The following is a 24,157-nucleotide window of genomic DNA, read 5'->3' on the forward strand; positions in this document are numbered from 1 at the left end:
TACGGGAAAAACCGCAATGACCTACTGTGTGGCCATGTGCCTGGCGGATGGACTGGTGTTTGCTTCCGACTCCCGCACCAACGCGGGCGTCGACCATATTGCCACTTTTAAAAAGCTGCACGTTTTCCATCAGGAGGGGGAACGGGTACTGGTGCTGCAATCCGCTGGCAACCTGGCCACCACCCAGAGCGTGATAAGCCTGCTCAGCGCGCGCATCCGCACCCAGCAGGAGCCGAATCTGATGCAGGTCACCTCCCTCTACGACGCCGCGATGCTGATCGGTAAAACGCTGCTGGAGGTGATCCAGCGCGACAGCAGCAACCAGCAGAACTGCAGTAACACCAACTTCAACTGCAACCTGCTGCTTGGCGGCCAGATCGCCGGCGAAACCCATCGTCTGTTCCATATTTATCCGGAGGGCAACTTTATTGAAGCCACCCGCGACACACCTTATTTCCAGATCGGCGAAAGCAAGTACGGCAAGCCGATCATCGATCGGGTGCTGACCATCGATACGCCGCTGGAGCAGGCGATGTGCTGCGCGTTGATCTCCATTGACTCGACGCTGCGCAGTAATCTGTCCGTCGGCCTGCCGCTGGATACGCTGCTCTACCGCAGCGGCAGCCTGAGCAGTGCCGGGCAGCATCGCATCACCGACAGCGATCCCTACTTCAACCGCATCCGCAAGGCGTGGTCCGAAGGGCTGTTGCACACCTTCCAGACGCTGCCGACCTGGACCCCAGCGGAGCGGGAAGAGGAGTAGCCCTGGAACACGACCTCGCCCGGAGCCCGGCCACACGGATGATGACCGGCTCCCTTCGCCCTTAGCGCGTCTCCGCCAGCCGCTCGCCGCTGGCGGCATCAAACAGATGCAGGTTTTCGCGGCGGAGAGTCAGCCCCAGCGTCTGCTGCGCCGCGACCGCCACCCTGCCGGCAACCTGCACATGCACCGGAAAACCCTGCCAGTCGAGATGCAGCAGGGTGGATTCCCCCGTCACCTCCATGATGTTTACCGTTGCCGGCGCGCCATGCGCATCCGGCAGAATATCCTGCGGGCGCAGACCGACAATCAGCGGGGCATCGCCCTGCTGCGCCACGGCCTGATGCCAGCGTTCGGCCAGCGGAAACCACAGCGCGCCGCAGGCGACGCCGGGCTGGCCGTCGCGCACGGCGCGCTGACCGGGCAGGAGATTCATCGGCGGGGAGCCGATAAAGCGGGCGACGAAGGTATTGCAGGGCTGGTCGTAAATGGCCAGCGGCGCCCCCTGCTGGACGATCTGCCCGTCGCGCATCACCACAATCTGATCGGCCAGGGTCATCGCCTCCACCTGGTCATGGGTGACATAGATCATGGTGGTATTGATGCGCTGGTGAAGGGATTTGATCTCCGCGCGCAGCTCCATCCGCAGCTGGGCGTCAAGGTTCGACAGCGGCTCATCGAACAGGAAAACCTGGGGGTTTCTGACCATGGCCCGGCCCATCGCCACCCGCTGGCGCTGGCCGCCGGAGAGCGCTCGCGGATAGCGAGCCAGCAGTTTATCAATCCCCAGCAGGCTGGCGACCTGCTGCACTTTGCTTTTCTGTAACTGCTTATCCACCTTTTTGACCTGCATATGAAAGGCGAGATTTTCCGCCACCGTCAGGTGGGGGTAGAGTGCGTAGCTCTGAAAGACCATCGCCACATCGCGGTCGGCCGGATCCAGATCGTTGACCGGCCGCTTGTTCATCAGAATGGTGCCGCCGGAAAGCGTTTCGAGACCGGCCAGCAGGCGCAGCAGGGTCGACTTGCCGCAGCCGGAAGGGCCCACCAGTACGGTAAAGCTGCCGTCGGGGATGGTGAGGTCCAGCGGCTGGAGCACCGTCTGTTTGCCGTAGCGCTTGGCGACATCGATCAGTTCAACACTGGCCATCGGTGGCCTCCTCAAGGTGATGTTGCAGGGTATGCCAGTCGGGATAGCGGCGCGGGGAGGTGCCGATCGCCTGCGCGGCGACGGTATTTCCCCAGCGCAGCGCGGCTGCCGCAGGTTTACCGCTCAGCAGCGCGGCAAGGAATCCTGCGTTAAAGCTGTCGCCAGCGCCGATGGTATCGATCACGGTGACTGGCCGGGTCGGCGCATGGTGATGGCCGTCGGTCGTCCAGCAGTCCGCGCCGTCGGCGCCGCGCTTTACCACGCACCCGCCGCGGCCGCTGAGCCGTGCCGCCAGGGCTGCGGCGGCTTCGGCGAGGGTCGGGTGGCCGGCCAGCTGCAGGGTTTCAACGTCGTTGAGCAACAGCCAGTCGCAGTCGCCCAGCCAGCGGTCGACCTCATGACGCAGCGGGTCGCTCCAGCCCTGAGGCGGCCAGCCGGTATCGACGGCAAGGGTAAACCCGCGCTGGCGGAGCGTGGCGAGCAGCTGCGGATAGTCGGACAGCAGCCCGGTACAGAGAAAGGTACCGCAGAGCAACACGATATCGCCCTCGCCAGCGGCGGCCGGCAGCTGGCTCAACACATCCCCGGCGGTCAGGCGGGTAATATGTCCGTGGTTGCTGAGGAAGGAGCGCTCTTTGTTGGGATGGGTGATCGCCACCGTCAGCGAAGTTTCACAGGGATACTGCGGCCAGCGTGCGCTGCCGCCGGGAAACTGTGCCGCCAGCCACGGAGTAAACGCGTCGTCGCCCTGACAGCCGACCGTGCAGTGCGGAAGCTGCATGGCGGCGGCGGCCAGCGCGCAGTTGCCGGCAGAGCCGCCGGGCCGCAGCGCGCTGTGCTCGAGCATCATCTCAGTCCCCTGGGCAGGCCAGTGGGTCAGGGTTCCCATCACTAAGTCAATATTGTAATTGCCCACGATATAGAGCACAGGTGTCCTGGTGTTATTCATAGTTATCCTTTACTTCCCCCGTTGGTGAGGCCGCTGACCAGCGATTTTTGCAACCAGATAGCAATCAACAGCGGAGGGACTGAGGCCAGTATGCCCACCGCCGCCACCAGCCCGTCATCGGTGGCGCGGCCGGCGGTGAAGCCGGCGATGGTCACCGGCAGCGTTTGGGCGGCGAGGTTGCTGGTGAACAGTAGCGCATAGAAAAACTCGTCCCACGCCAGCAGCCAGCCGAACAGCGCGGCGGCGCCAAGCATCGGTTTCGCCAGCGGTAGAGTAATGCGCAGCAGGACCTGCCAGATGCGCAGACCGTCAAGCCGGGCCGCCTGCTCGATATCCTGCGGCAGGGTATCGAACTGGTTTTTGACCATCCACGTCAGAAACGGCACGATCAGCGAGCAGTAGACCAGCACCAGCCCGCTGCGGGTGTTGAGCAGGCCAAAGTGTTCAAGAATAAAATAGAGCGGCAGCACAAAGGCCACGGGCGGCACCATATAGATGCCGAGGCCGGCGTACAGCCAGCCGTCGCGGCCGGGATAACGCGAAAAGCTGAAGGCGGCGGGGATCGCCAGCAACAACGACACCAGCGTCGCCCCGGCGGCCACCAGCAGGCTGTTGCCCAGCGCGGGAAGAAACAGCGCCCCGGGTTCGCCAGGGGCCAGCGACAGCAGATGGCCATAGCGGCTGAAGTCCCACTGCCGCGGGAGCCACTCCAGCGGGACGCGGGTGAGGTCCGCGGTGGTGCTGACGCTCATCAAAAACAGCCACAGCATCGGGGCGAGGATCGAGATCGCCACCGCCAGCGCCGCCAGGTAACGCAGTACGATGTACCCTTTACGCTTCATCATCAACACTCCGGCGCCGCTGACGCAGCAGCAAAAACAGATACAGGGCTATCAGCACGGCGCACATCAGGCTCATCAGCATGGCGTAGGCCGCGCCGCTGCCGGCGCGCAGGTAGCTGAAGGACTCCTGATAGACAAAAAAGCTCAACGTTTTGGTACTGTCGAGCGGGCCGCCGCGGGTCATAACATAGATAATGTCGAACACTTTGAAGGCATCGATGGTGCGTAGCACCAGCGCGACGCCAAGGGGACCCACAATGGCCGGAAAGGTAATGGCGCGAAAACGCCGCCAGGCCGAGGCGCCGTCGAGCCGCGCCGCCTCGTACAGATCGTCGGGAACAGACTGCAGGGCGGCCAGCACCAGCAGGGTGACCAGCGGGTAGTTTTTCCAGATATCCGCCAGCATCACCGCGTGCAGCGCAGAATCCGGCGAGCCCAGCCAGCTGCGATAGCTGTCAATCAGCCCCAGCTGGCTGAGCAGAGCATTAACGCTGCCGTAGTCGGGATTAAAGTTAAGCCGCCACATCATGGCGTTGACGATAGTTGGCAACGCCCACGGCAGGATCACCAGCACCCGCAGGACATTTCGCCCGACAAAACGCTGGTTCAACAACAGCGCCACCAGTACGCCGATCGCCCCCTCAATCGCCACCGAGACCACGGTGAAATAGAGCGTTCGCGCGAAGGCCGCGCGAAAGTCCGGGTCGGTCAGGGCATAAAGATAATTATCCAGCCAGACGTAGTGGGTCGCCTCGCCGCTTCCCGCCAGCGCGGTATCTGTAAAACTCAGCCACAGCGTGCGCGCCAGCGGCCATGCGGTGAGGATAAACATCGCGATAAGCATGGGCGCTAACAGCACCCATGCCTGACGATGCTCGCGTCGTTGCAGACTCAGCATCATGCCTCCTTAACGCAGACGGGCCGCGCTGGTGTCGACCGCCTTGAGGGCGACGTCGGGCGTGGCTTTACCCTGCAGTACCGACTGAAGCTGCTGTTGCAGGGTGTTTGACAGGCGCGAGTAATCTGCCGTTTCGGGACGAGAGAGCATCACGTTCAACGACTTGTCGGCGGCGGCGATCAGGCTCTCCTGGCCTTTGGCAACGGCAGGATCCTGGTACGAGGCTTTCCACACCGGCAAGCTCAGTTTGGCATACTTGTCCTGTACCGGCTGGGAGGTCAGATAGTGAATATACTGCCAGGCCTCTTCCGGATGCTGACTGGCTTTGGCGATGCCCAGCCCCATAGAACCGTTGACGGCGCCGGGTTTATCCGGGGTATCGCCTGGGGCGGGGACAATGCCAACATCACCTGCGACTTTACTCTGTTTCGGATCGTTGGCCATGTTGTACATATAGGTCCAGTTGAGCGCAAAGGCGGCGTCGCCATTGGAGAAAGCCTTACGCACATCCTCCTCAAGATATTCACGTGAGGCCGGGTTGCTCAGCCCCTGATCGAGCGAGGTTTTCATCAGCGTGACCGCTTTCAGCGAGGCGGGCGTCGAAAAATCGAGCTTGCCGTTCTGGTAGAAGCTCCCGCCGAAGCCGGAGACGAGGGTGGTGTAATCGCAGACCAGCGCTTCCGCTTGCGACCAGCTCCAGACCAGAGGATATTTAACAATCCCTTTGTCCTTAAGCACTTTGGCGTCGTCCATTACCTGCTGCCAGCTGGCAGGCGGCGTTTTGATCCCCGCTTTGTCCAGCATGGCTTTGTTGTAATACAGATATTTGGTGTCGAGGATCCACGGCATGCCGAGGGTTTTGCCTTGATACACCACGGTATTCATCGCCCCGGGGAAAATCTTCTCGCGCTCGTCGGCGGCAATCCGTGAGGAGACATCCTGCAGCAGATCGAAGCGGCTAAACTCCGCCGGCCAGATCGCGTCGAACAGCACCACGTCGTAGCCGTTACCCCCTGCGCCGCGGGCGGCGACGATCTTGTCGTGCAGCGCTTCATAGGGGACGAATTCGAGATTGACCTTCACGTCAGGGTGTTGCTTTTCGAAGTCACTGGTCATCGCGCGAATGTCGTTTTCGCTATAGGCCGCCTGGGTCATGAACAGGGCATTAATCTGGGTCGCTGCGCTGACGCTCCCGCTGATAACGAGCATCGCCAGCAGACAGGCGTTGACCCGTAGTGCGCTGTGGTATTTCATCTTTGCTCTCCGCTGTGCTGTACTGAAAGGGGTTATGATTTATTAAATCAATTTGATTGATTTAATCAGGGCGACAATATCGGCGACATCTCCCGAGGGGCCCCAGCACTAAGCGTAGCAAAGGGTATGCCATCGCGAAGACCCGCCTGCGCGGGTCGTTGTCAGATCTGTGATGCCGGCTAAAATTTCACCAGTCCAGCCTGGAAGGGAAACGATGAAAACATCAGGTACAAACCTTGAACATGCCCGGGTGCATAACCGCCGGGTGATCATTGAGGCGGTGCGTTTACATGGCGAGCTGACCCGCGCCGAGCTGGCGCGGCTGACCGCGCTGACCCCGCAGACCGTGTCGAATATTGTGGCGGAGCTGGAGCAGATGGATATCCTGACCAGCCACCAACCGCGGCGCGCCAGCGGCCGTGGACAGCCAGCGGTGCCGGTGAGCCTCAATCCCGCCAGCGCCTGGTCAATTGGCATCCATCTTGATCATCAGACGCTAATTGTGGTGCTGGTGGATCTGGCCGGCGAGGTCCATTTTCGCCGACTCATTCTGGTGCAAAAGCCCCAGCCTGGTGCGACCTTTGCCCGCCTCGCCGAGGTGCTGGATGAGATCCGTGCGCTGCCGACGCTGGACTGGTCGCGGGTGCTGGGGATGGGGGTCGTGATGCCGGGGCCCTTTGGCGTGGAAGGGATCTCGTCGACGGGGCCCACGACGCTCAACGGCTGGGAAGGGGTCGATGTAGCGGCGGAGCTCGGGCGACTCAGCGGCCTGCCGGTGACTCTCGAAAACGACGCCACGGTGGCCGCCATTGGCGAACGCTTTCACGGCGTGGCGCGGCAGCTCAACTCTTTTGTCTATCTCTATATTGGCACCGGTCTGGGCGCCGGTATTTTTACCGATGGTCATGTGTATACCGGCCATGCCCATAACGCCGGTGAGGTCGGGCATATTGTGGTCGCGCCGAACGGTCGCCCTTGCTATTGCGGGAATGAGGGATGCCTTGAGCGCTATGTTTCGCTGCAGGCGGCCTATGAGTTTTGCGGCCTCGACCCCTATCGCGCGCTGCCGGAAGATCTGCTGTCGGTGGACGCTGCGCTTTTCGACCAGTGGATCACCAGCATCCTGGCGCCGTTGCGTCAGGCGATCAATTTGCTGGAGTGCGTCTTCGATGCCGAGACGGTGGTGGTGGGCGGTATGATGCCCGCCCCCTTGCTGGAGAAAGTGCTGGCGCGGCTGCCGCCGCTGTATCAGTCTGTGCGCGGGCGTTACCTGCCGGCGCAGCGTGTCAAAATGGGGATGACCGGCACCGATACCGCCGCGCTGGGCGCCGCTGCGCTGCCAATCTTTGATGAATTTAATCCGCAGTTTCAGGTGTTGATGAAAGCGGTGAATACAAACGCGCTTTTTGGCAAAGCTAAGTAAATTAAATACTTTGTTATTTAACGTGTTATCTCACATCTTCGGAGGGAATGAGGCAACACGGCAAGGTATCGGAAGTGACGGAAAAGAAGACGGCTGTCTATGTGGATGATCAACAGCGCATCCTGATCCGCCAGCTGGCGCGCAGCTGGCTGTGGCGCAGCGAGCTGCCGACATGGCTGCTGATTGTGACGGTTTACGGCGGCTGGTTTGCCTGCGTGGCGGGCTGGCAGACGCTGGGTTTGATGCCGGCCACGCTGCTGCTGATCTGGTTTACCACCTGGTATATGTCCTTACAGCACGAGCTTATCCATGGGCATCCCACCCGGCTGGCATGGTTTAACCAGCTGTTGGGGACGCTGCCGCTGGCGGTCTGGTATCCCTATGGCATCTACCGCGACAGCCACCTGGCGCACCATCGCAACCATCTGCTGACGCACCCCGAGGACGACCCCGAATCGTACTATGTGACGGCGGAAAGCTGGCAGCGCTTCTCAGCCTGGCAGCGCCGTCTTATCCACCTGCGCAACACCTTCTGGGGGCGTCTGCTGCTGGCGCCGCTGATGGATATTATTCACACCCTGAACAGCGCGCTGCGGGCTTTCCGCGAGGGCGACCGCCGCGCTATCGCCATGTGGAGTCTGCATCTGTTGCTGCTGACGGGCCTGCTGACCTGGATGGCGGCGCAGGGTTTTTCCCCACTGTGGTTTGTGCTGGCGGTGAGCTACCCGGCGCTGGCCCTGACCAAAGTGCGCTCTTTTCTCGAACACCGCGCCGCGGATGACCCGCTGGCCCGCTCGGTGATCAACGAGGCCGGGCTCCCCTGGCGGGTGCTGTTCCTCAATCTCAACTACCATGCGGTGCATCATGACCTGCCAGGGGTCCCCTGGTACGCTTTACGTCAGCTGTATCTGCATCGCCAGACGGCTTATCTGCAGCGTAATCAGGGGTTCCTGGTGCGTGGGTACGGCGAGTGGCGACGCCATTTTGGCCGCCGGGCGGTGGCGGTGAACGCCCATCCGGGCTTTGGCGAGCAGGCGCAAGCGGGAGGAGAACATGGCTGAACGCATGACCTTTCCGATGTATGCCATCCACCGTCAACAGACCCAGGCCCTGTGGCAGGCGGTGCAGTCGCTGCTGGCCGAACGCGGCGTGACCGTGACGGGAGATCCTCCGGCGGCTGACCCCGAGGAGCTGCTGGACCACTGGCGCCAGCCGACGCTGTTGCTGAGCCAGACCTGCGGCTACCCGCTGGTGACCCAGCTGCCGGAGGTGCAGACGGTGGGCTGTTTCCACTACGCCGCGCCCGGTTGTGAAGGGCGCCGCTACCGCAGCCTGTTGGTGGCCCGCGAAGCGGATAGTCATCGGATGCTGGGGGACTTTTTTGGCCGTCGGGCCGCGTGCAATGCCGAGCACTCGCAGTCCGGCTACAACGTGCTGCGTAAAATGGTCGCGCCGCTCTCCCGGGAGGGGCGATTTTTTTCGGCGGTGGTGTTCAGCGGCAGCCATCGGCAGTCGCTGCGCGAGCTGCAGCAGGAAAACGCCGATATCGCCGCCATCGACTGCGTGACCTACGCGCTGCTGCAGCGCCATCAGCCGCAGGCCCTGGCAGGCCTGGTGGCGATCGGCTGGAGCCCGGCCGCGCCAGGGCTGCCGCTGATCACCGCCGGCGCCACTCCGGCGGCGACGCTGAATAGCCTGCGCGAGGCGCTCCAGCAGTTAGTGAGCGATGCGCGCTATCGTCCCCTGTGCGATGCCTTGCTGATCTGCGGCTATAGCGATATGCCGCGGGAGGCCTATGCGCCGCTGCTGGCGTGGCGGGATGAGGCCGCGGCGCTGGGAGTCAGCCAGCTATAGGTAAAATGCCCCGGCCAGCGGTCTGTGCCGGGGCGGGCCACGTCGGGCTACGGCGCGGTGAAGCGGTTTTCCACCGCGGGCAGACCGAGCTTTTCACGCAGGGTGCCGGGCGGGTAGCGATCGCGCATGACGCCGTTACGCTGCAGAATCGGCACCACCTGGTCAACAAAGCGGTCAAAGTCTCCCGGCAGCAGCGGGAACATCAGGTTGAACCCATCGGCGGCGCCCGCCTGCCAGGTCTCCGTTAAGGCGGCGGCAATCTCCTCGGCGCTGCCCAGCAGCAGCCAGCTATCGGAACTCTGTAATAACAATTTCCCCAACTCCAGCAGGGTGAGCCGCGGATCGTACTGGCGGATAAGCTTCAGCGCCGTGCGGATGCCATCAAAGCTCTCTTCATCGGGGAGCGGCGGCAGGGGTTGGTCCCGTGGCAGGGTGCTGAGATCCATCCGAAGATAAGAGGAGAGCAGGTCGATAGCCATCTGGTCGCTCATCAGCTGCTCGTTAAGCTGCTGGCGGGCCGCCTTTTCCTCGCTGGAGTTCACCACCACCGGCAGGACCCCGGCGATAATTTTGAAATGGGCCGGATCGCGCCCGTGCTGGCGCAGCCGCTGGTTCATCTCTTCGCGATAGGCCAGCCCTTCGGCGATCGAGTGAATAAACACGAAGTGCATATCAGACCAGGCGGCGGCCAGCGCTTTTCCCGCCTCTGAAGAGCCGGCCTGCACCAGCAGCGGATGGCCCTGCGGCGGGCGAGGGACGTTGAGCGGGCCGCGCACGCGAAAGTACTCGCCCTGATAGTCGAGGTGATGCACCTTGCCGGCATCGGCGAATACTCCGTGCGCTTTATCGAAGATCGCCGCGCCATCTTCCCAGGAATCCCACAGGCGAGTGACCACGTCGATGAATTCACTGGCCCGCTGGTAGCGGGTGCCGTGGCGGGGAAGCTGCTCCAGACCGAAGTTTGCCGCCTCTTCTTCCAGCCACGACGTCACCACATTCCAGCTGGCCCGGCCATTACTGAGGAAATCCAGCGAGGCAAAGTAGCGCGCCAGGTTATAGGGTTCGTTATAGGAGGTCGACGCGGTGGCCATCAGACCGATATGCTCCGTCACCGCGGCGAGGGCGGAGAGCAGCGTCAGGGGTTCAAGCCGGGCGTTGGCATAGTGGGTCAGGCCGCTGGGCACCGTATCCCACACCGCGATATGGTCGGCGACAAAGATAGCGTCGAGGGTCGCCGCTTCGGCCTTGCGCGCCAGACTGGCGTAATAGTTGAGGGTAAATATTTCCGCTTCTGGTGCGTCAGGGTGACGCCAGGAGAAACGGTAATCCCCCTGCGGGTTATAAAAGAACAGGTTCAGGATCATGTGTCGGGTAGACATAGCGTGGACTCGCGGCTGAACGCCATCCGTGGCGGGGTGACGGTCAGTGTTGGGGGAGGTTGGCATTAACCCATTGCTCGGCGACGGCTGCCGGATCTTTATGCTGGAGATCCACCTGCTGGTTGAGGGCAATCAGCGTGGCATTGTCCAGCTTGCCGGAAACCTCATTGAGCACGGCGCTGATCTCCGGCGTCAGACTGGCTTTGCGCACCAGCGGCACCACGTTCTGACTCGGTTGTTCATGTTTATCATCCTCGAGGACCACCCATTTCTCCTTCGCCAGGTTGCCCTGGGTGGAGACGACCGTCGCGACGTCGATTTTGCCCGAATTGAGCGCCAGCCGGGTCAGCGGCCCGCCCATGTCCAGCGATTTCACCGCTTTGAATTCAAGGCCATAGACGCGCTTCAGCCCCGGCAGGCCCAGGGCGCGCACCGCCAGCTCCGGTGGTCCGCCGATCACCAACTGCGGGGCGACGGGCTTCAGGTCGGAGAGGGTGCGCAGATGGTATTTCTCCGCGGTCTCGGCACGTACCGCCCAGGCGGTGATCGAGGTGGCCGGGGCCGGGTTCAACAGGGTGAAATCGGCGGGCAGGGCCTGGGCCAGCTCAGCGCTAACGGCCTGCTGGCTGGTGGCCTCGGTCTTGCCGTTATAGAAATTGAGCAGGGCGCCAAGATATTCCGGGACGATATCGATCTCACCGCTCTGCAGCGCCGGAATAATAATTTCCCGGTTGCCAAGGTTGAGACGGGTGTTGGCCTCGATATGGTTTTTCTTTAACGCGCTGGCGTAGATGTTGGCGAGAATGGAGCTTTCGGTAAAATTGGCCCCGCCCACCGTGACGCTGGCGGCAAAGGTGCTAACGCTCAGGCTGAAGAGCCCGGCGGCCAGCAGCGAGAGACGAAATCGACGGGCGGTGACGGCCTTGCCAAATAATTGCTTCATAATACCTCTTTTATTTTCAGGTTAATCAGCCCCAGGCGCTGGGGTCATGTCAGTTTCACGCTAATAAGGCGCGGCAATACGGCGATGAACCAGGCGGCCGGCGCAGCGGGCGAAAAGCAGTTCACCGCCTATCGCCAGCAGGGAAACCACCAGCGAGCCGCCGATCACCTGCGGGATATCCCGCTGCCCGAGGCCGTCAATCAGAAATCGTCCCAGCCCACCCAGACCGGCATAGGCCGCGACCACCGCCGTGGCGATAAGCTGAACCAGCGCCGTGCGCACCCCGGCGAGGATCAGCGGCGCCGCCAGCGGGATCCGCACCTGCCACAGGCTTTGCCAGGGGGTCATGCCCAGCGCGATGGCCGCATCGCACAGCGGGCGGTCGGCGTGATAAATCCCCACCCAGGTGTTAGTGAGGATGGGCGGGATCGAGAGCGCGATAAGCGCCGCCAGCACCGGGATATCGTTAAAGCCAAAAACGATGATGCATAATAAAATCAGCCCTAACGACGGAATGGCGCGGCCGAGATTAAACAGGTTGATCACCACAAAGGCCCCTTTGCGCCAGTAGCCCAGCGCGATGCCGAGCGGCAGGGCAATGGCGCAGGCCACGGCCATACTGACCAGCACGTAATAAAGGTGTTGGCCCAGGCGCAGCAAGATGCCCTCGTCACCCAGCCAGTGCTCCGGCTGGGTTAGCCAGTGAAAAGTAGCAAGAAGCAGGGTCATCATTCCGTCCACGGCGTTAGCCAGTCGCCGAGACGGGCAATCAGCCCGTCAAAGACCAGCGACAGGAGCAGGCTCAGGACCAGGCTAACGACTATCGGCGTTAGAAAGTCCTGATTAAAACCCGCCAGCAGTAGCTGCCCCAGCCCGCCCTGGCCGATCAGCGCAGTGACGGTGACCAGGCCGACCAGCGTCACCGAGGCAATGCGCAGCCCGGCAAACAGAGAGGGCAGTAGCAGCCACAGCTCGATATCGAAGAAGCGGAACCCGCGGGTATAGCCGAGCGCCCGCGCGGACTCCAGCGCCGCCTGCGGCAGCTTCTCCATGCCGGCCAGCACGTTGCGCAGCAGGATCAGCAGGGAGTACAGCGTCAGGCCAATTAGCGAGGTGGTCAGCGACAGCCCGGTAAACGGCAGCAATAAAATAAACAGCGCCAGCGAGGGAATGGTAAAGAGCACGCCGCACAGGGTGATGAGCGGCTGCGCCGTTGCGGGCCAGCGTAAGGTCACCGCTAACAGGCCGCCGGTGAGCAGGGAGCCGAACAGCAGGGCCAGCAGGACCATCCGCGCATGCTGCCAGAGCAGATCGCCGATCATCGCGCGGTTATCGATAACCCAGCTCCAGTCAATCATGAGATCGCACCCCCACCGCGCCGTCGAGCACCTGCTGCAGCAGGGTGTGGGATACCGCCCCCTGGTATTGTCCTTCGTCATCCACATGCACCAGCACGCCGGTCGCCACGTCGAGCAGCGCGCTATAGGCAAAACGCAGGCTGTGGCTGCTGGCGAGCGGGCGCTCCACCGGCAGGGTGAGGCCCCGCTGCGGATCGAACCAGTGTAGCGGGCGTCGCTGGCGGTCAAGCACCAGACGCAACGGGCTGGCCAGCGGTGGATGGGCGCTGGCGATCGGCGTCAGCGCTTCGTCGAGCAGGGGGACATCGTGACGCGGCAACTGGCCGACCTGTATCATGCCCAGCCGCTTCAGATTGGGTTCCGGGCCGATAAAGCGGCGCACGAACTCGCTCGCCGGGTGGGCCAGAATACGGTCGGGAGTATCAAACTGCGCCAGCACGCCGCCTTCCTGGAAAATGGCGATTTTATCGCCGAGGCGGATCGCTTCATTGATGTCGTGGGTCACTAATACAATGGTTTTCTGCAGCCGCTGCTGCAGAAGCAAGAGCTCATCCTGGAGGCGTTCGCGGACCACCGGGTCGATGGCGGCGAAGGGCTCATCCATCAGTAAAATGGGCGGGTCGGCGGCGATAGCGCGGGCGATGGCCACACGCCCCTGCTGGCCGCCGGAGAGCTGATGCGGATAGCGGTGCAGCAGATGACTATCGAGCGACATCAGCGCCACCAGTTCGTCAATCCGCGCGCGGATGCGCGCTTTGCTCCAGCCCGCCAGCCGCGGCACGGTCGCGATATTTTGCGCCACGGTACGATGGGGAAAGAGCGCAGCGCTTTGCATCACGAAGCCGATCTGGCGGCGGATCTGGATAATATCAGCGTCAGCGAGGCGGACCCCCTGAATATAGACGTCGCCGCTGTCGGGAATATCCAGCTGGTTAATCATGCGCAGGATAGTCGTTTTTCCGCAGCCGCTCGGGCCGACGAAGGTGCAGAATTCGCCATGATCAATATCCAGACTGAGGTCGCGAATGGCCGGCTGGGCGCTGCCTGGATAGGTTTTAAAAAGATGCGTTAATTTAATCATGGCGGAATTCAACACTCTGAATAATAAAGTCCTGACCCGGATAAAGTGGCGCCGGGATCCTGGCTCAAACTACAGAGCGCCTGCGGGGAGGGCAAATACGTTATTTGCATTTGCATAGTGAAAAGCTGGTTAATCAGTTGCTATGGAAGAGAGGCCGGGAAGTTGTTTTATGGATTTGTGATCGGCAACACAAATGACTCTCCATTGGCCACCGTAAAAGATAAATTACCAGGGTTGATTTTAATCAAAGTATGACCGCCTGCGATATGGCGGAAAAAGCAGCGCCGTCCGCCGCAAAACAAAAACAAGATTGTGAATTTAATGTTTCTATCGTGTAAATAATGACCGCGCATTTTGCCCAACCGCCGGGGATAAAATGTGATGCCCGACCGGCTTGTCGTTAAATAACGGCGTTTATTACGTCTGCTTTTTATTGTTTACAGCATTAATTTAATTTTCGGCTTTCTTCTCACCCTGATAACGCGGGTCGAATAACGTACAAAAGGCGTATTTTTTATCGCCATTTCGCTGTCGATGTTATCGCCATCAATTATTTTTATCCCCGCATTCGACCACAGTAAAAGGCGCGCAAATAGCGTTTATGATGCTTGTAATTTGTTGATTTTAATTTACTTATTCTGACTCGTGGCTCCTGCTTATCCTCCGCGGCGGAGCCTTTGTGAGAGCTCTCACATAACCCGGTGATCGCGATTTGTTACACTTTCCGCCGTCAACAAAGGAATGAAAGTGAGACGCGATGAATACTTTTTCTCTGCCTAAAACACAGCATCTGGTGGTTTTCCAGGAAGTGATCCGCAGTGGGTCAATCGGGGCCGGAGCAAAAGCGTTAGGACTCACTCAGCCGGCGGTCAGTAAAATCATTGGTGACATGGAAAGTTATTTTGGCAGCGAATTAATCGTCCGGCGAAATACCGGCGTCTCGCTCACCGAGGCCGGGCAGGTATTTCTCAACTGGTCAGAAGCGATCACCCGTGAAATGAAAAATATGGTCAATGAAATGAATGCTCTGACCAACAGCGCGGTGGTGGATGTCTCCTTTGGTTTCCCTTCGCTGGTCGGGTTTACCTTTATGTCGGAGATGGTGCATCAGTTTAAAATGACCTTCCCGAAGGCGCGGGTCTCAATGTATGAAGCGCAGCTCTCCGCTTTTTTACCGGCGATCCGCGACGGGCGTCTCGACTTCGCCATCGGGACGCTGAGCGATGAGATGAAACTGCAGGACCTGCACGTCGAGCCGCTGTTTGAGTCTGAGTTTGTGCTGGTGGCGAACCGGGCGCGGATCGGCAACGGCACCGTCCGTCTGGCCTCGCTCCAGCATGAGCAGTGGGTGCTGCCGGAGACCAATATGGGCTATTACAGCGAACTGCTGGCCACCCTGCAGCGCAGCGGCATCCGCCGCGAAAATATCGTCAATACCGATTCGGTGGTGACGATCTATAACCTGGTACTCAATGCCGATTTTCTGACGGTGATCCCCTGCGACATGACCACGCCGTTCGGCTCGAGCCAGTTTGTCACCATCCCCATTAAAGAGGCCTTGCCGGTGGCGCGCTATGCGGCGGTATGGTCGAAGAATTACCGGCTTAAAACCGCGGCGGCGTCGCTGGTGGAGATGGCGAAACAGTACTCTTCGGGGCAGGGAAACCGCCACTGGCAGCCAATAGAAATTGCCTGACTGATATTGATTAAATAACCCAACACACGTCCTCGCTGTTATCAGCAGGATGACGCCCGGTCATTGACTTTATATTAAGATACAGAGGCCATCATGCATATTACCTACGATCTTCCGGTATCCATTGACGATATTCTCGAGGCGAAGCAACGCCTGGCGGGAAAAATATATAAAACGGGCATGCCCCGCTCGAATTATTTTAGCGAACGCTGCCAGGGGGAAATATTCCTTAAATTCGAAAATATGCAGCGCACGGGCTCATTTAAAATTCGCGGCGCGTTTAATAAGCTCTGCGGTTTAACCGCGGCGGAAAAACGCAAAGGGGTGGTGGCCTGTTCGGCGGGCAACCATGCGCAGGGGGTCTCGCTCTCCTGCGCCATGCTCGGCATTGACGGGAAAGTGGTGATGCCGAAAGGGGCGCCGAAATCGAAAGTCGCCGCCACTTGCGATTATTCGGCAGAGGTAGTCCTGCATGGCGATAACTTTAACGATACCCTCGCCAAAGCCAGCGATATTGTTGAACTTGAGGGCCGTATTTTTATTCCCCCCTATGACGACCCGCAGGTTATTGCCGGGCAGGGAACGATTGGTCTCGAAATATTAGAAGATCTGTATGACGTGGATAATGTCATCGTGCCGATTGGCGGCGGGGGATTAATTGCCGGCATCGCGATTGCGATTAAATCCATTAACCCGACGATCCGCATTATTGGCGTGCAGTCAGAAAATGTTCACGGGATGGCCGCCTCCTGGTATGCCGGGGAGATCACCAGCCATCGCCACGCCGGCACCTTAGCCGATGGTTGCGATGTCGCCCGGCCAGGGAAACTGACTTATGAAATCGCCCGCCAGCTGGTGGATGACATCGTCCTGGTCAGTGAGGACGACATTCGCCAGAGCATGGTCGCCTTAATTCAGCGCAATAAAGTGATCACCGAAGGGGCCGGGGCGTTGGCCTGCGCCGCGTTATTAAGCGGCAAACTAGACAGCTATATCCAGAACCGCAAAACGGTCAGCCTGATTTCCGGGGGCAATATCGATCTCTCGCGGGTATCGCAAATTACGGGTTTTGTTGACGCTTAATTCAATACATAAGTGAGGACAGGATATGAGTACGACTGAGAGCATTGCATCCAGCCAGACAAGCCTTTCGTCCTGGCGTAAATCTGACACCACCTGGACCCTGGGCCTGTTTGGCACCGCTATCGGCGCCGGGGTGCTGTTTTTCCCTATTCGCGCTGGCTTCGGCGGGCTGATCCCGATCCTGGTGATGCTGGTGCTGGCCTATCCCATCGCCTTTTATTGCCATCGGGCGCTGGCCCGGCTATGCCTGTCGGGGGCTAACCCCTCCGGCAATATCACCGAAACGGTGGAAGAGCATTTTGGCAAAACCGGCGGGGTGGTGATCACCTTTCTGTACTTCTTCGCCATTTGCCCGCTGCTGTGGATTTATGGCGTCACGATCACCAATACCTTTATGACCTTCTGGGAGAACCAGCTGCAGATGCCGGCCCTCAACCGCGGGGTGGTGGCGCTGCTCCTGCTGCTGCTGATGGCGTTTGTCATCTGGTTTGGTAAAGACCTGATGGTCAAGGTGATGAGCTATCTGGTGTGGCCGTTTATCGCCAGCCTGGTGGTGATCTCCCTGTCCCTGATCCCTTACTGGAATAGCGCGGTGATTGACCAGGTCAACCTCAGCGATATCGCCTTAACCGGTCACGACGGCATTCTGGTGACGGTATGGCTGGGCATCTCCATCATGGTGTTCTCCTTTAACTTCTCGCCGATCGTCTCCTCATTTGTGGTCTCCAAACGCGAAGAGTATGAAGCGCAGTTTGGCCGGGAGTATACCGAACGCAAATGCTCACAGATCATCTCCCGGGCCAGCATGCTGATGGTGGCGGTGGTGATGTTCTTCGCCTTCAGCTGCCTGTTTACCCTCTCGCCGCAGAACATGGCGGACGCCAAGGCGCAGAATATCCCGGTGCTCTCCTATCTGGCGAACCACTTTGCCTCGATGTCGGGCACCAAATCCACGTTCGCCACCCTGCTGGAGTATGGCGCGTCGATCATCGCCCTGGTGGCCATCTTCAAATCGTTCTTCGGCCACTATCTCGGCACCCTCGAGGGGCTGAACGGTCTGATCCTGCGCTTCGGCTATAAAGGGGATAAAACCCGGGTCTCCAGCGGCAAGCTCAATACCCTGAGCATGGTGTTCATCATGGGCTCGACCTGGGTGGTGGCGTATGCCAACCCCAATATCCTCGACCTGATTGAGGCCATGGGCGCGCCGATTATCGCCTCGCTGCTGTGCCTGCTGCCGATGTACGCCATTCGTAAAGCGCCTTCGCTGGCCAAATACCGTGGCCGTCTCGATAACCTCTTTGTGACCGCCATTGGTCTGCTGACCATCCTCAACATCGTTTACAAACTGTTCTAATCCGGCTCAGGCCACGCGGAGTACAACATGACTGAATTTCCGGTAGTACTGGTGATCAACTGCGGCTCGTCGTCGATCAAATTTTCCGTCCTGGACGCCGCCAGCTGCGACTGCCTGCTGAACGGCGTGGCCGAGGGCATCAACGCGGAACGGGCGTTTCTCTCGCTCAACGGCGGCGAGCCGGTGGCGCTGGCGCAGCGCGGCTATGAAGGCGCCCTGCAGGCGATTGCCGGAGCATTAGCCCAACGCGACCTTATCGACAGCGTGGCCCTGATTGGCCACCGCGTCGCCCACGGCGGCGACCTCTTCACCGAGTCGGTCATTATTAGCGAGGAGGTTATCAATAACATTCGCCAGGTATCATCCCTGGCCCCGCTGCATAACTACGCCAGTCTCAGCGGCATCGCCTCGGCGCAGCGGCTGTTCCCGCAAGTGATGCAGGTGGCGGTCTTTGATACCAGCTTTCACCAGACCCTGGCCCCGGAAGCCTTTCTCTATGGTCTGCCGTGGGAGTATTACCAGAACCTCGGGGTACGCCGCTACGGTTTCCACGGTACCTCGCACCGCTATGTGTCCCGGCGCGCCCTGGCGCTGCTCGGGTTGCCGGAGCAGGAGAGCGGCCTGGTGATCGCCCACCTGGGCAATGGCGCCTCGATCTGCGCGGTGCGCAACGGCCGCAGCGTGGACACCTCGATGGGGATGACGCCGCTGGAGGGGCTGATGATGGGCACCCGCAGCGGCGATGTCGACTTCGGCGCCATGGCGTGGATTGCCGGGGAGACCCGGCAGACCCTCAGCGACCTGGAGCGGGTGGCCAACACCGCCTCCGGCCTGCTGGGGATCTCCGGCCTTTCCTCCGACCTGCGGGTGCTGGAGCAGGCGTGGCATGAGGGCCATGCCCGCGCCCGCCTGGCGATTAAAACCTTTGTCCATCGCATCGCCCGTCATATTGCCGGTCACGCCGCGGCGCTGCAGCGTCTCGACGGCATTATTTTCACCGGGGGAATTGGCGAGAACTCGGTGCTGATCCGTCGGCTGGTAAGCGAGCGGCTGGCGGTATTTGGCCTTGAGATGGACGTCGCCCGCAACCAGCAGCCGAATTCGGCCGGCGAGCGCCTGATCTCCGCCGACGGCAGCCGGGTGCGCTGCGCGGTTATTCCTACCAATGAAGAGCGCATGATTGCCCTCGATGCGATCCGCTTAGGTCGGATCCACACGGCGGCGGCGCTGGCCTGACTTTTTATTCTGTAGAGAGACGATGTTCATGAAAGTAGATATCGACACCCACGACGCACAATACGCCGACGCCTGGCAGGGCTTTCGCGGTACGGCGTGGCAAACGCAGATCGACGTCCGCGACTTTATTCAGCATAACTACACCCCTTACGAGGGCGATGAGTCTTTCCTCGCCGACGCGACGCCAGCGACCACCGCCCTCTGGGAGCAGGTGATGGCCGGGATCCGCGTCGAGAACGCCACCCATGCGCCGGTGGATTTCGACACCAATGTCGCCACCTCCATCACCGCCCACGCGGCGGGCTATATCAACCAGCCGCTGGAAAAGATCGTCGGCCTGCAAACGGACCAGCCGCTGAAGCGCGCCCTGCATCCTTTTGGCGGCATCAATATGATCAAAAGCGCCTTCGAGGCCTATGGCCGCGAAATGGATCCCGCCTTTGAGTATCAGTTTACGGCGCTGCGCAAGACCCACAATCAGGGGGTATTTGACGTCTATTCCCCGGATATGCTGCGCTGTCGCAAGTCGGGGGTGCTGACCGGGCTGCCGGACGGCTATGGCCGCGGACGGATCATTGGTGATTACCGCCGCGTCGCGCTGTACGGTATCCGCTATCTGGTTCGCGAACGTGAGCTGCAGTTTGCCGACCTGCAGCCAGCCCTTGAGCGCGGCGAGGCGCTGGAGGCCACCCTGCGCCTGCGCGAAGAGCTGGCCGAACAGCGGCGCGCGCTGCAGCAGATGCAGGAGATGGCGGCCCGCTACGGCTGCGATATCGCCCACCCGGCGCGCACTGCCCGGGAGGCGGTGCAGTGGCTGTACTTCGCCTACCTGGCGGCGGTGAAGTCGCAGAACGGCGGTGCCATGTCGCTGGGGCGCACGGCCACCTTCCTCGACATCTATATCGAACGCGATCTGCGGGCGGGTCGGCTCAATGAACAGCAGGCCCAGGAGCTCATTGACCACTTCATCATGAAGATCCGCATGGTGCGTTTCCTGCGCACCCCGGAATTTGACACGCTGTTCTCCGGGGATCCCATCTGGGCGACGGAGGTGCTGGGCGGTATGGGGCTGGATGGCCGCACCCTGGTCAGTAAAACCACCTTCCGTTACCTGCATACCCTGCACACCATGGGGCCGGCGCCGGAGCCGAACCTGACCGTGCTCTGGTCGCAGGCGCTGCCGGTGGCGTTTAAAAAATATGCCGCCCGGGTCTCTATCGCCACCTCGTCGCTGCAGTATGAGAACGACGATCTGATGCGCAGCGATTTTCACAGCGACGACTACGCCATCGCCTGCTGCGTTAGCCCGATGGTGATCGGCAAGCAGATGCAGTTCTTCGGCGCCCGCGCCAATCTCGCCAAAACGCTGCTCTACGCGATTAACGGCGGGGTGGATGAGAAACTGAAGATCCAGGTGGGGCCGAAAACCGACCCTCTGCGTGATGAGGTGCTGGACTATGACACCGTGATGGCGAGCCTCGACCACTTTATGGACTGGCTGGCGGTGCAGTACATCAGCGCGCTGAACATCATCCATTGTATGCATGATAAGTACAGCTACGAGGCGGCGCTGATGGCCCTGCACGACCGCGACGTCTACCGCACGATGGCCTGCGGCATCGCCGGCCTGTCGGTGGCGGCGGATTCGCTGTCGGCGATAAAGTACGCCCGGGTGAAGCCGGTGCGCGATCACCACGGGCTGGCGGTGGACTTTGTCATTGAGGGCGATTATCCGCAGTACGGCAACAACGACGATCGGGTCGATGCCATCGCCTGCGACCTGGTGGAGCGCTTTATGCGCAAAATTCAGGCGCTCCCCACCTGGCGCCAGGCGGTGCCGACCCAGTCGATCCTGACCATCACCTCCAACGTGGTGTACGGGCAGAAAACCGGCAATACGCCGGACGGACGTCGGGCGGGGACGCCGTTCGCCCCGGGGGCCAATCCGATGCATGGCCGCGACCGCAAAGGGGCGGTGGCGTCGCTGACCTCGGTGGCGAAACTGCCGTTTACCTACGCCAAAGATGGCATCTCGTATACCTTCTCCATCGTGCCGGCGGCCCTCGGCAAAGCCCCGTCGGCGCAGGAAAACAACCTGGTGGGGCTGCTGGACGGCTACTTCCACCACGAGGAGACGGTGGAGGGGGGACAGCATCTTAACGTCAATGTGCTGAACCGGGAAAAGCTGCTTGATGCGATAGAACACCCGGAGCAGTATCCGAATCTGACGATCCGCGTCTCCGGCTATGCGGTCCGCTTTAACGCGCTGACCCGCGAGCAGCAGCAGGATGTGATCTCCCGAACGTTCACCAGTCAACTCTGAGCCGCCGCCAGGCCACAGGAGAGCCTTTAACGGGCTCTCCTGTTATCATCTTCACATTACCGCAACAAAATAATCACCACTGTTGATCATATTCGCATTTTTGCACCACGCTGGCGCGCAGCGACCGCTAACTGCATCTATGTTTAGCTCACGGGCCGGTACGGATACCGCGTTGTCCGGCTCGCCACGTGATGGCAACCGATCTCCTGACCTGAAAGGGAATGCGACCTTGCCGGATGCGGCACGGGTTGCCGTCGCGTGCGCACTGACCGGGGCGTCCGCGCTCCGGCGCGACCTCTCTACCTGGCGGGATTTTTGCTTCTTCCACCCTGGCCGTCCTGGCGCTGCGCCAACGTCGGCACCACACGGTAAGTGATATTTTCTGCGTCATTCCATGACGCCAGGCTTTACATCGCTGAGGAATATCCGAATGTCTTTGAAACTGAAAACAATGACGCTTCATGTTGTGATAGCAGGTTGTATGAGCATGGCCTTTTACGCCCAGGCAGACGTGAAGATCGGCGTCGCCGGGCCCTTTACCGGACCCAACGCCACCTACGGCGCCCAGTACTGGAAGGGGGCTTCACAGGCGGTGGCCGATATCAATGCCGCCGGTGGCATCAAAGGCGAAAAGATTGTGCTGGTGCAGGGGGATGACGCGTGCGAACCGAAGCAGGCGGTGGCGGTGGCCAACCGGCTGGTGGACGAAGCGAAAGTCTCCGCCGTGGTGGGGCACTTTTGCTCTTCCTCAACGATGCCGGCCTCCGAGGTATATGACGAAGCCGGGATCCTGACCATTACCCCCGGCTCGACCAACCCGCAGATCACCGAGCGCGGCATGAAGGACCTTTTCCGCATGTGTGGTCGTGACGATCAGCAGGGGGCGATTGCCGCCAACTATATGCTGGATGTGCTGAAGGCGAAGAAAATTGCCGTCATCCACGATAAAGACACCTATGGTCAGGGGCTGGCCGATGCCACCCGCGCGGCGCTGGCGAAGCGGGGCACCAAAGAAGTGTTGTACGAAGGCCTCTCCCGCGGTGAAAAAGACTTTAACGCCCTGGTGACCAAGATCGGCGCCCTCAAGCCGGACGTGGTCTACTTTGGCGGCTGTCATCCGGAAGCGGGCCCGCTGGTGCGTCAGATGCGCGAGCAGGGGGTGCAGGCTAAATTCTTCTCCGGCGACTGTATCGTCACCGAGGAGCTGGTGACGGCCGCCGGCGGGCCGCAGTTCACCAACGGCGTGCTGATGACCTTTGGTCAGGACCCGCGCACCCTCCCGGAAGGCAAAGCGGTGATCGAGAAGTTCCGCGCCAGCGGCTTTGAACCAGAAGGCTATACCCTCTACGCCTACGCCTCCATTCAGGCCATTGCCGCGGCCTGGAACGCCGTGGGTACCGATAACGCCAAAGCCAGCGACTGGCTGAAGAGCCACGACGTCGATACGGTGATGGGCAAGAAAGCCTGGGATGGCAAAGGCGACCTCAAGGTGTCCGACTACGTGGTCTATCAGTGGGACGACAAGGGCAAATATCATCAGCTCTGATCGGCCACGACCTGAGGACGCTCTGTCCTTTTGACTTGCGAATCGTCACACGGCGGCGGTCGACCGGGAACGGAACCCGGCGGCCGTCTGCCTGGCGGCTGGAGGGGCTATGACGGCGTTTTTTCTGCAACAACTGATCAATGGGCTGACGCTGGGCGCAGTGTACGGCTTAATCGCCATCGGCTACACCATGGTGTATGGGATCATCGGCATGATCAACTTCGCCCACGGCGAGGTGTATATGGTCTCCGCCTATCTGTGCGCCATCGGCCTGGCGCTGCTCTCTTTCTTCGGGATCCACTCCTTTCCGCTGCTGATTTTCGCCACCCTGGTGTTCACCATCGTGGTCACTGGCGTATATGGCTGGGCGATCGAGCGCATCGCCTACCGGCCGCTGCGCAACTCGACGCGGCTGGCGCCGCTGATCTCGGCTATCGGAATGTCGCTGATCCTGCAGAACTATGTCCAGCTGAGCCAGGGGCCGAACCAGCAGGGGATCCCGACGCTGCTCAGCGGCGCGCTGCGCATGACGGTGGGCGATGGGGTGGTGCAGATCACCTGGACCAAAGTGTTTATTCTCGTCGCGGCGCTGGTGGGGATGCTGACCCTGACCTGGATTATCCAGTACACCCGGCTGGGGCGCATCTGTCGCGCTACCCAGCAGGACCGGCGTATGGCGGCGATCCTTGGCATCAATACCGACCGGGTGATCTCCCTGGTGTTTGTCATCGGCGCGGCGATGGCCGGTCTGGCCGGCGTGCTGGTGACCATGAACTACGGCACCTTCGACTTCTATATCGGATTTATTATCGGCATCAAAGCCTTCACCGCCGCGGTGCTGGGCGGGATCGGCTCGCTGCCTGGCGCGATGCTGGGCGGACTGCTGCTCGGGGTGGCCGAAGCCCAGTTCGCCGGGCTGGTGAATTCGGATTACAAAGATGTCTTTTCCTTTGCGCTGCTGGTGGCGATCCTGATTTTTCGCCCGCAGGGGCTGCTGGGACGTCCGCTGGTGGCCAAGGTCTAAG

At 60.7% G+C, this 24,157-nt stretch carries 23 protein-coding genes; 11 read left to right on the forward strand and 12 right to left on the reverse strand.

Annotated features, from left to right (window positions below; translation table 11 throughout):
* The first annotated feature begins 16 nt into the window (after nt 1-16).
* Nucleotides 17-763, forward strand: a complete 747-nt coding sequence (locus tag N438_RS20850) for a proteasome-type protease (RefSeq protein ID WP_008804320.1) — start codon at nt 17-19, stop codon at nt 761-763.
* A gap of 61 nt (nt 764-824) precedes the next feature.
* Here the strand turns inward: N438_RS20850 and ugpC are convergent, their stop codons facing one another.
* Genes ugpC through N438_RS20875 form a run of 5 tightly spaced genes read right to left on the reverse strand, consistent with a single transcriptional unit; the run spans nt 825 to nt 5,853 of the window.
* Nucleotides 825-1,910 (reverse strand): sn-glycerol-3-phosphate ABC transporter ATP-binding protein UgpC, encoded by a 1,086-nt coding sequence (gene ugpC / locus N438_RS20855; protein ID WP_008804321.1) that lies wholly within the window; start codon nt 1,908-1,910, stop codon nt 825-827.
* Nucleotides 1,897-2,859 carry a carbohydrate kinase family protein gene (locus N438_RS20860; RefSeq protein ID WP_094955181.1) on the reverse strand — a complete coding sequence of 321 codons (963 nt, stop codon included), beginning with the start codon at nt 2,857-2,859 and terminating at the stop codon, nt 1,897-1,899. Before N438_RS20860 ends, ugpC begins: the two co-directional genes overlap by 14 nt.
* Nucleotides 2,860-2,861: 2 nt before the next feature.
* A complete protein-coding gene (locus N438_RS20865) occupies nt 2,862-3,701 on the reverse strand; it encodes a carbohydrate ABC transporter permease (protein ID WP_008804323.1) in 840 nt (279 codons plus the stop codon).
* Complete coding sequence (locus tag N438_RS20870) at nt 3,691-4,599, reverse strand: sugar ABC transporter permease (RefSeq protein WP_012541290.1); 909 nt, start codon at nt 4,597-4,599, stop codon at nt 3,691-3,693. Before N438_RS20870 ends, N438_RS20865 begins: the two co-directional genes overlap by 11 nt.
* 9 nt (nt 4,600-4,608) lie before the next feature.
* Nucleotides 4,609-5,853: an extracellular solute-binding protein gene (locus N438_RS20875; RefSeq protein ID WP_008804325.1), complete on the reverse strand. Its 1,245-nt coding sequence runs from the start codon at nt 5,851-5,853 to the stop codon at nt 4,609-4,611.
* 214 nt (nt 5,854-6,067) lie between these two features.
* On the opposite strand from N438_RS20875, the gene N438_RS20880 reads away from it, so the two are divergent.
* The 3 genes from N438_RS20880 to N438_RS20890 all read left to right on the forward strand — a co-directional run bounded on the left by N438_RS20880 (nt 6,068) and on the right by N438_RS20890 (nt 9,130).
* Nucleotides 6,068-7,276, forward strand: coding sequence for an ROK family transcriptional regulator (locus tag N438_RS20880; RefSeq protein ID WP_039103940.1), 1,209 nt, complete (start codon nt 6,068-6,070; stop codon nt 7,274-7,276).
* Nucleotides 7,277-7,350: 74 nt separating this feature from the next.
* Nucleotides 7,351-8,337 (forward strand): fatty acid desaturase, encoded by a 987-nt coding sequence (locus N438_RS20885; RefSeq protein ID WP_032730714.1) that lies wholly within the window; start codon nt 7,351-7,353, stop codon nt 8,335-8,337.
* Nucleotides 8,330-9,130, forward strand: coding sequence for a PhnD/SsuA/transferrin family substrate-binding protein (locus N438_RS20890; RefSeq protein ID WP_060619411.1), 801 nt, complete (start codon nt 8,330-8,332; stop codon nt 9,128-9,130). Before N438_RS20885 ends, N438_RS20890 begins: the two co-directional genes overlap by 8 nt.
* Before the next feature lie 47 nt (nt 9,131-9,177).
* Here N438_RS20890 and N438_RS20895 read toward each other — a convergent pair whose 3' ends face one another.
* The 6 genes from N438_RS20895 to N438_RS28345 all read right to left on the reverse strand — a co-directional run bounded on the left by N438_RS20895 (nt 9,178) and on the right by N438_RS28345 (nt 14,469).
* The gene (locus N438_RS20895) at nt 9,178-10,575 is read right to left on the reverse strand and encodes an LLM class flavin-dependent oxidoreductase (RefSeq protein ID WP_306810967.1); all 1,398 of its coding nucleotides are present in this window, start codon (nt 10,573-10,575) and stop codon (nt 9,178-9,180) included.
* Nucleotides 10,553-11,452 (reverse strand): ABC transporter substrate-binding protein, encoded by a 900-nt coding sequence (locus tag N438_RS20900; protein ID WP_023297855.1) that lies wholly within the window; start codon nt 11,450-11,452, stop codon nt 10,553-10,555. Before N438_RS20900 ends, N438_RS20895 begins: the two co-directional genes overlap by 23 nt.
* A 60-nt stretch (nt 11,453-11,512) precedes the next feature.
* Nucleotides 11,513-12,181, reverse strand: a complete 669-nt coding sequence (locus N438_RS20905) for an ABC transporter permease (RefSeq protein WP_004203269.1) — start codon at nt 12,179-12,181, stop codon at nt 11,513-11,515.
* Nucleotides 12,181-12,810 (reverse strand): ABC transporter permease subunit, encoded by a 630-nt coding sequence (locus N438_RS20910; protein WP_023341812.1) that lies wholly within the window; start codon nt 12,808-12,810, stop codon nt 12,181-12,183. The genes N438_RS20905 and N438_RS20910 overlap by 1 nt, the downstream gene beginning before the upstream one ends.
* A complete protein-coding gene (locus N438_RS20915) occupies nt 12,803-13,891 on the reverse strand; it encodes an ABC transporter ATP-binding protein (RefSeq protein ID WP_032700915.1) in 1,089 nt (362 codons plus the stop codon). Before N438_RS20915 ends, N438_RS20910 begins: the two co-directional genes overlap by 8 nt.
* A gap of 437 nt (nt 13,892-14,328) precedes the next feature.
* A complete protein-coding gene (locus N438_RS28345; RefSeq protein WP_163595297.1) occupies nt 14,329-14,469 on the reverse strand; it encodes a hypothetical protein in 141 nt (46 codons plus the stop codon).
* A 179-nt stretch (nt 14,470-14,648) separates the two neighbouring features.
* Between N438_RS28345 and tdcA the strand changes: the two genes are divergently transcribed.
* The 5 genes from tdcA (at nt 14,649) to pflB (ending at nt 21,586) form a co-directional block, all read left to right on the forward strand.
* Nucleotides 14,649-15,587 carry a transcriptional regulator TdcA gene (tdcA, locus tag N438_RS20925; RefSeq protein ID WP_008804334.1) on the forward strand — a complete coding sequence of 313 codons (939 nt, stop codon included), beginning with the start codon at nt 14,649-14,651 and terminating at the stop codon, nt 15,585-15,587.
* A gap of 93 nt (nt 15,588-15,680) precedes the next feature.
* Nucleotides 15,681-16,670: a bifunctional threonine ammonia-lyase/L-serine ammonia-lyase TdcB gene (gene tdcB, locus N438_RS20930; protein ID WP_002910762.1), complete on the forward strand. Its 990-nt coding sequence runs from the start codon at nt 15,681-15,683 to the stop codon at nt 16,668-16,670.
* A gap of 25 nt (nt 16,671-16,695) precedes the next feature.
* Nucleotides 16,696-18,027: a threonine/serine transporter TdcC gene (tdcC, locus tag N438_RS20935; RefSeq protein ID WP_004200322.1), complete on the forward strand. Its 1,332-nt coding sequence runs from the start codon at nt 16,696-16,698 to the stop codon at nt 18,025-18,027.
* Nucleotides 18,028-18,054: 27 nt separating this feature from the next.
* Nucleotides 18,055-19,263 carry a propionate kinase gene (tdcD, locus tag N438_RS20940; RefSeq protein WP_008804335.1) on the forward strand — a complete coding sequence of 403 codons (1,209 nt, stop codon included), beginning with the start codon at nt 18,055-18,057 and terminating at the stop codon, nt 19,261-19,263.
* Between the two features lie 28 nt (nt 19,264-19,291).
* Nucleotides 19,292-21,586 (forward strand): formate C-acetyltransferase, encoded by a 2,295-nt coding sequence (pflB, locus tag N438_RS20945; RefSeq protein WP_022065994.1) that lies wholly within the window; start codon nt 19,292-19,294, stop codon nt 21,584-21,586.
* Between the two features lie 51 nt (nt 21,587-21,637).
* On the opposite strand, the gene N438_RS28350 is transcribed toward pflB, so the two are convergent.
* Entirely contained in the window at nt 21,638-21,784 is a 147-nt protein-coding gene (locus tag N438_RS28350; RefSeq protein ID WP_004225356.1) for a hypothetical protein, read from the reverse strand.
* A gap of 289 nt (nt 21,785-22,073) precedes the next feature.
* Between N438_RS28350 and N438_RS20950 the strand changes: the two genes are divergently transcribed.
* Together N438_RS20950 and N438_RS20955 are read left to right on the forward strand one after the other, a co-directional pair.
* On the forward strand, nt 22,074-23,132 hold the full coding sequence (locus N438_RS20950) for a branched-chain amino acid ABC transporter substrate-binding protein (RefSeq protein WP_162494489.1): 1,059 nt from the start codon (nt 22,074-22,076) through the stop codon (nt 23,130-23,132).
* A 109-nt stretch (nt 23,133-23,241) separates the two neighbouring features.
* Nucleotides 23,242-24,156 (forward strand): branched-chain amino acid ABC transporter permease, encoded by a 915-nt coding sequence (locus N438_RS20955; RefSeq protein WP_008804338.1) that lies wholly within the window; start codon nt 23,242-23,244, stop codon nt 24,154-24,156.
* Nucleotide 24,157 lies beyond the last annotated feature (1 nt).

The sequence above is a fragment of the Klebsiella sp. GL120222-02 genome (assembly GCF_003097195.1).
In the GTDB taxonomy this organism is placed as follows: domain Bacteria; phylum Pseudomonadota; class Gammaproteobacteria; order Enterobacterales; family Enterobacteriaceae; genus Klebsiella; species Klebsiella variicola.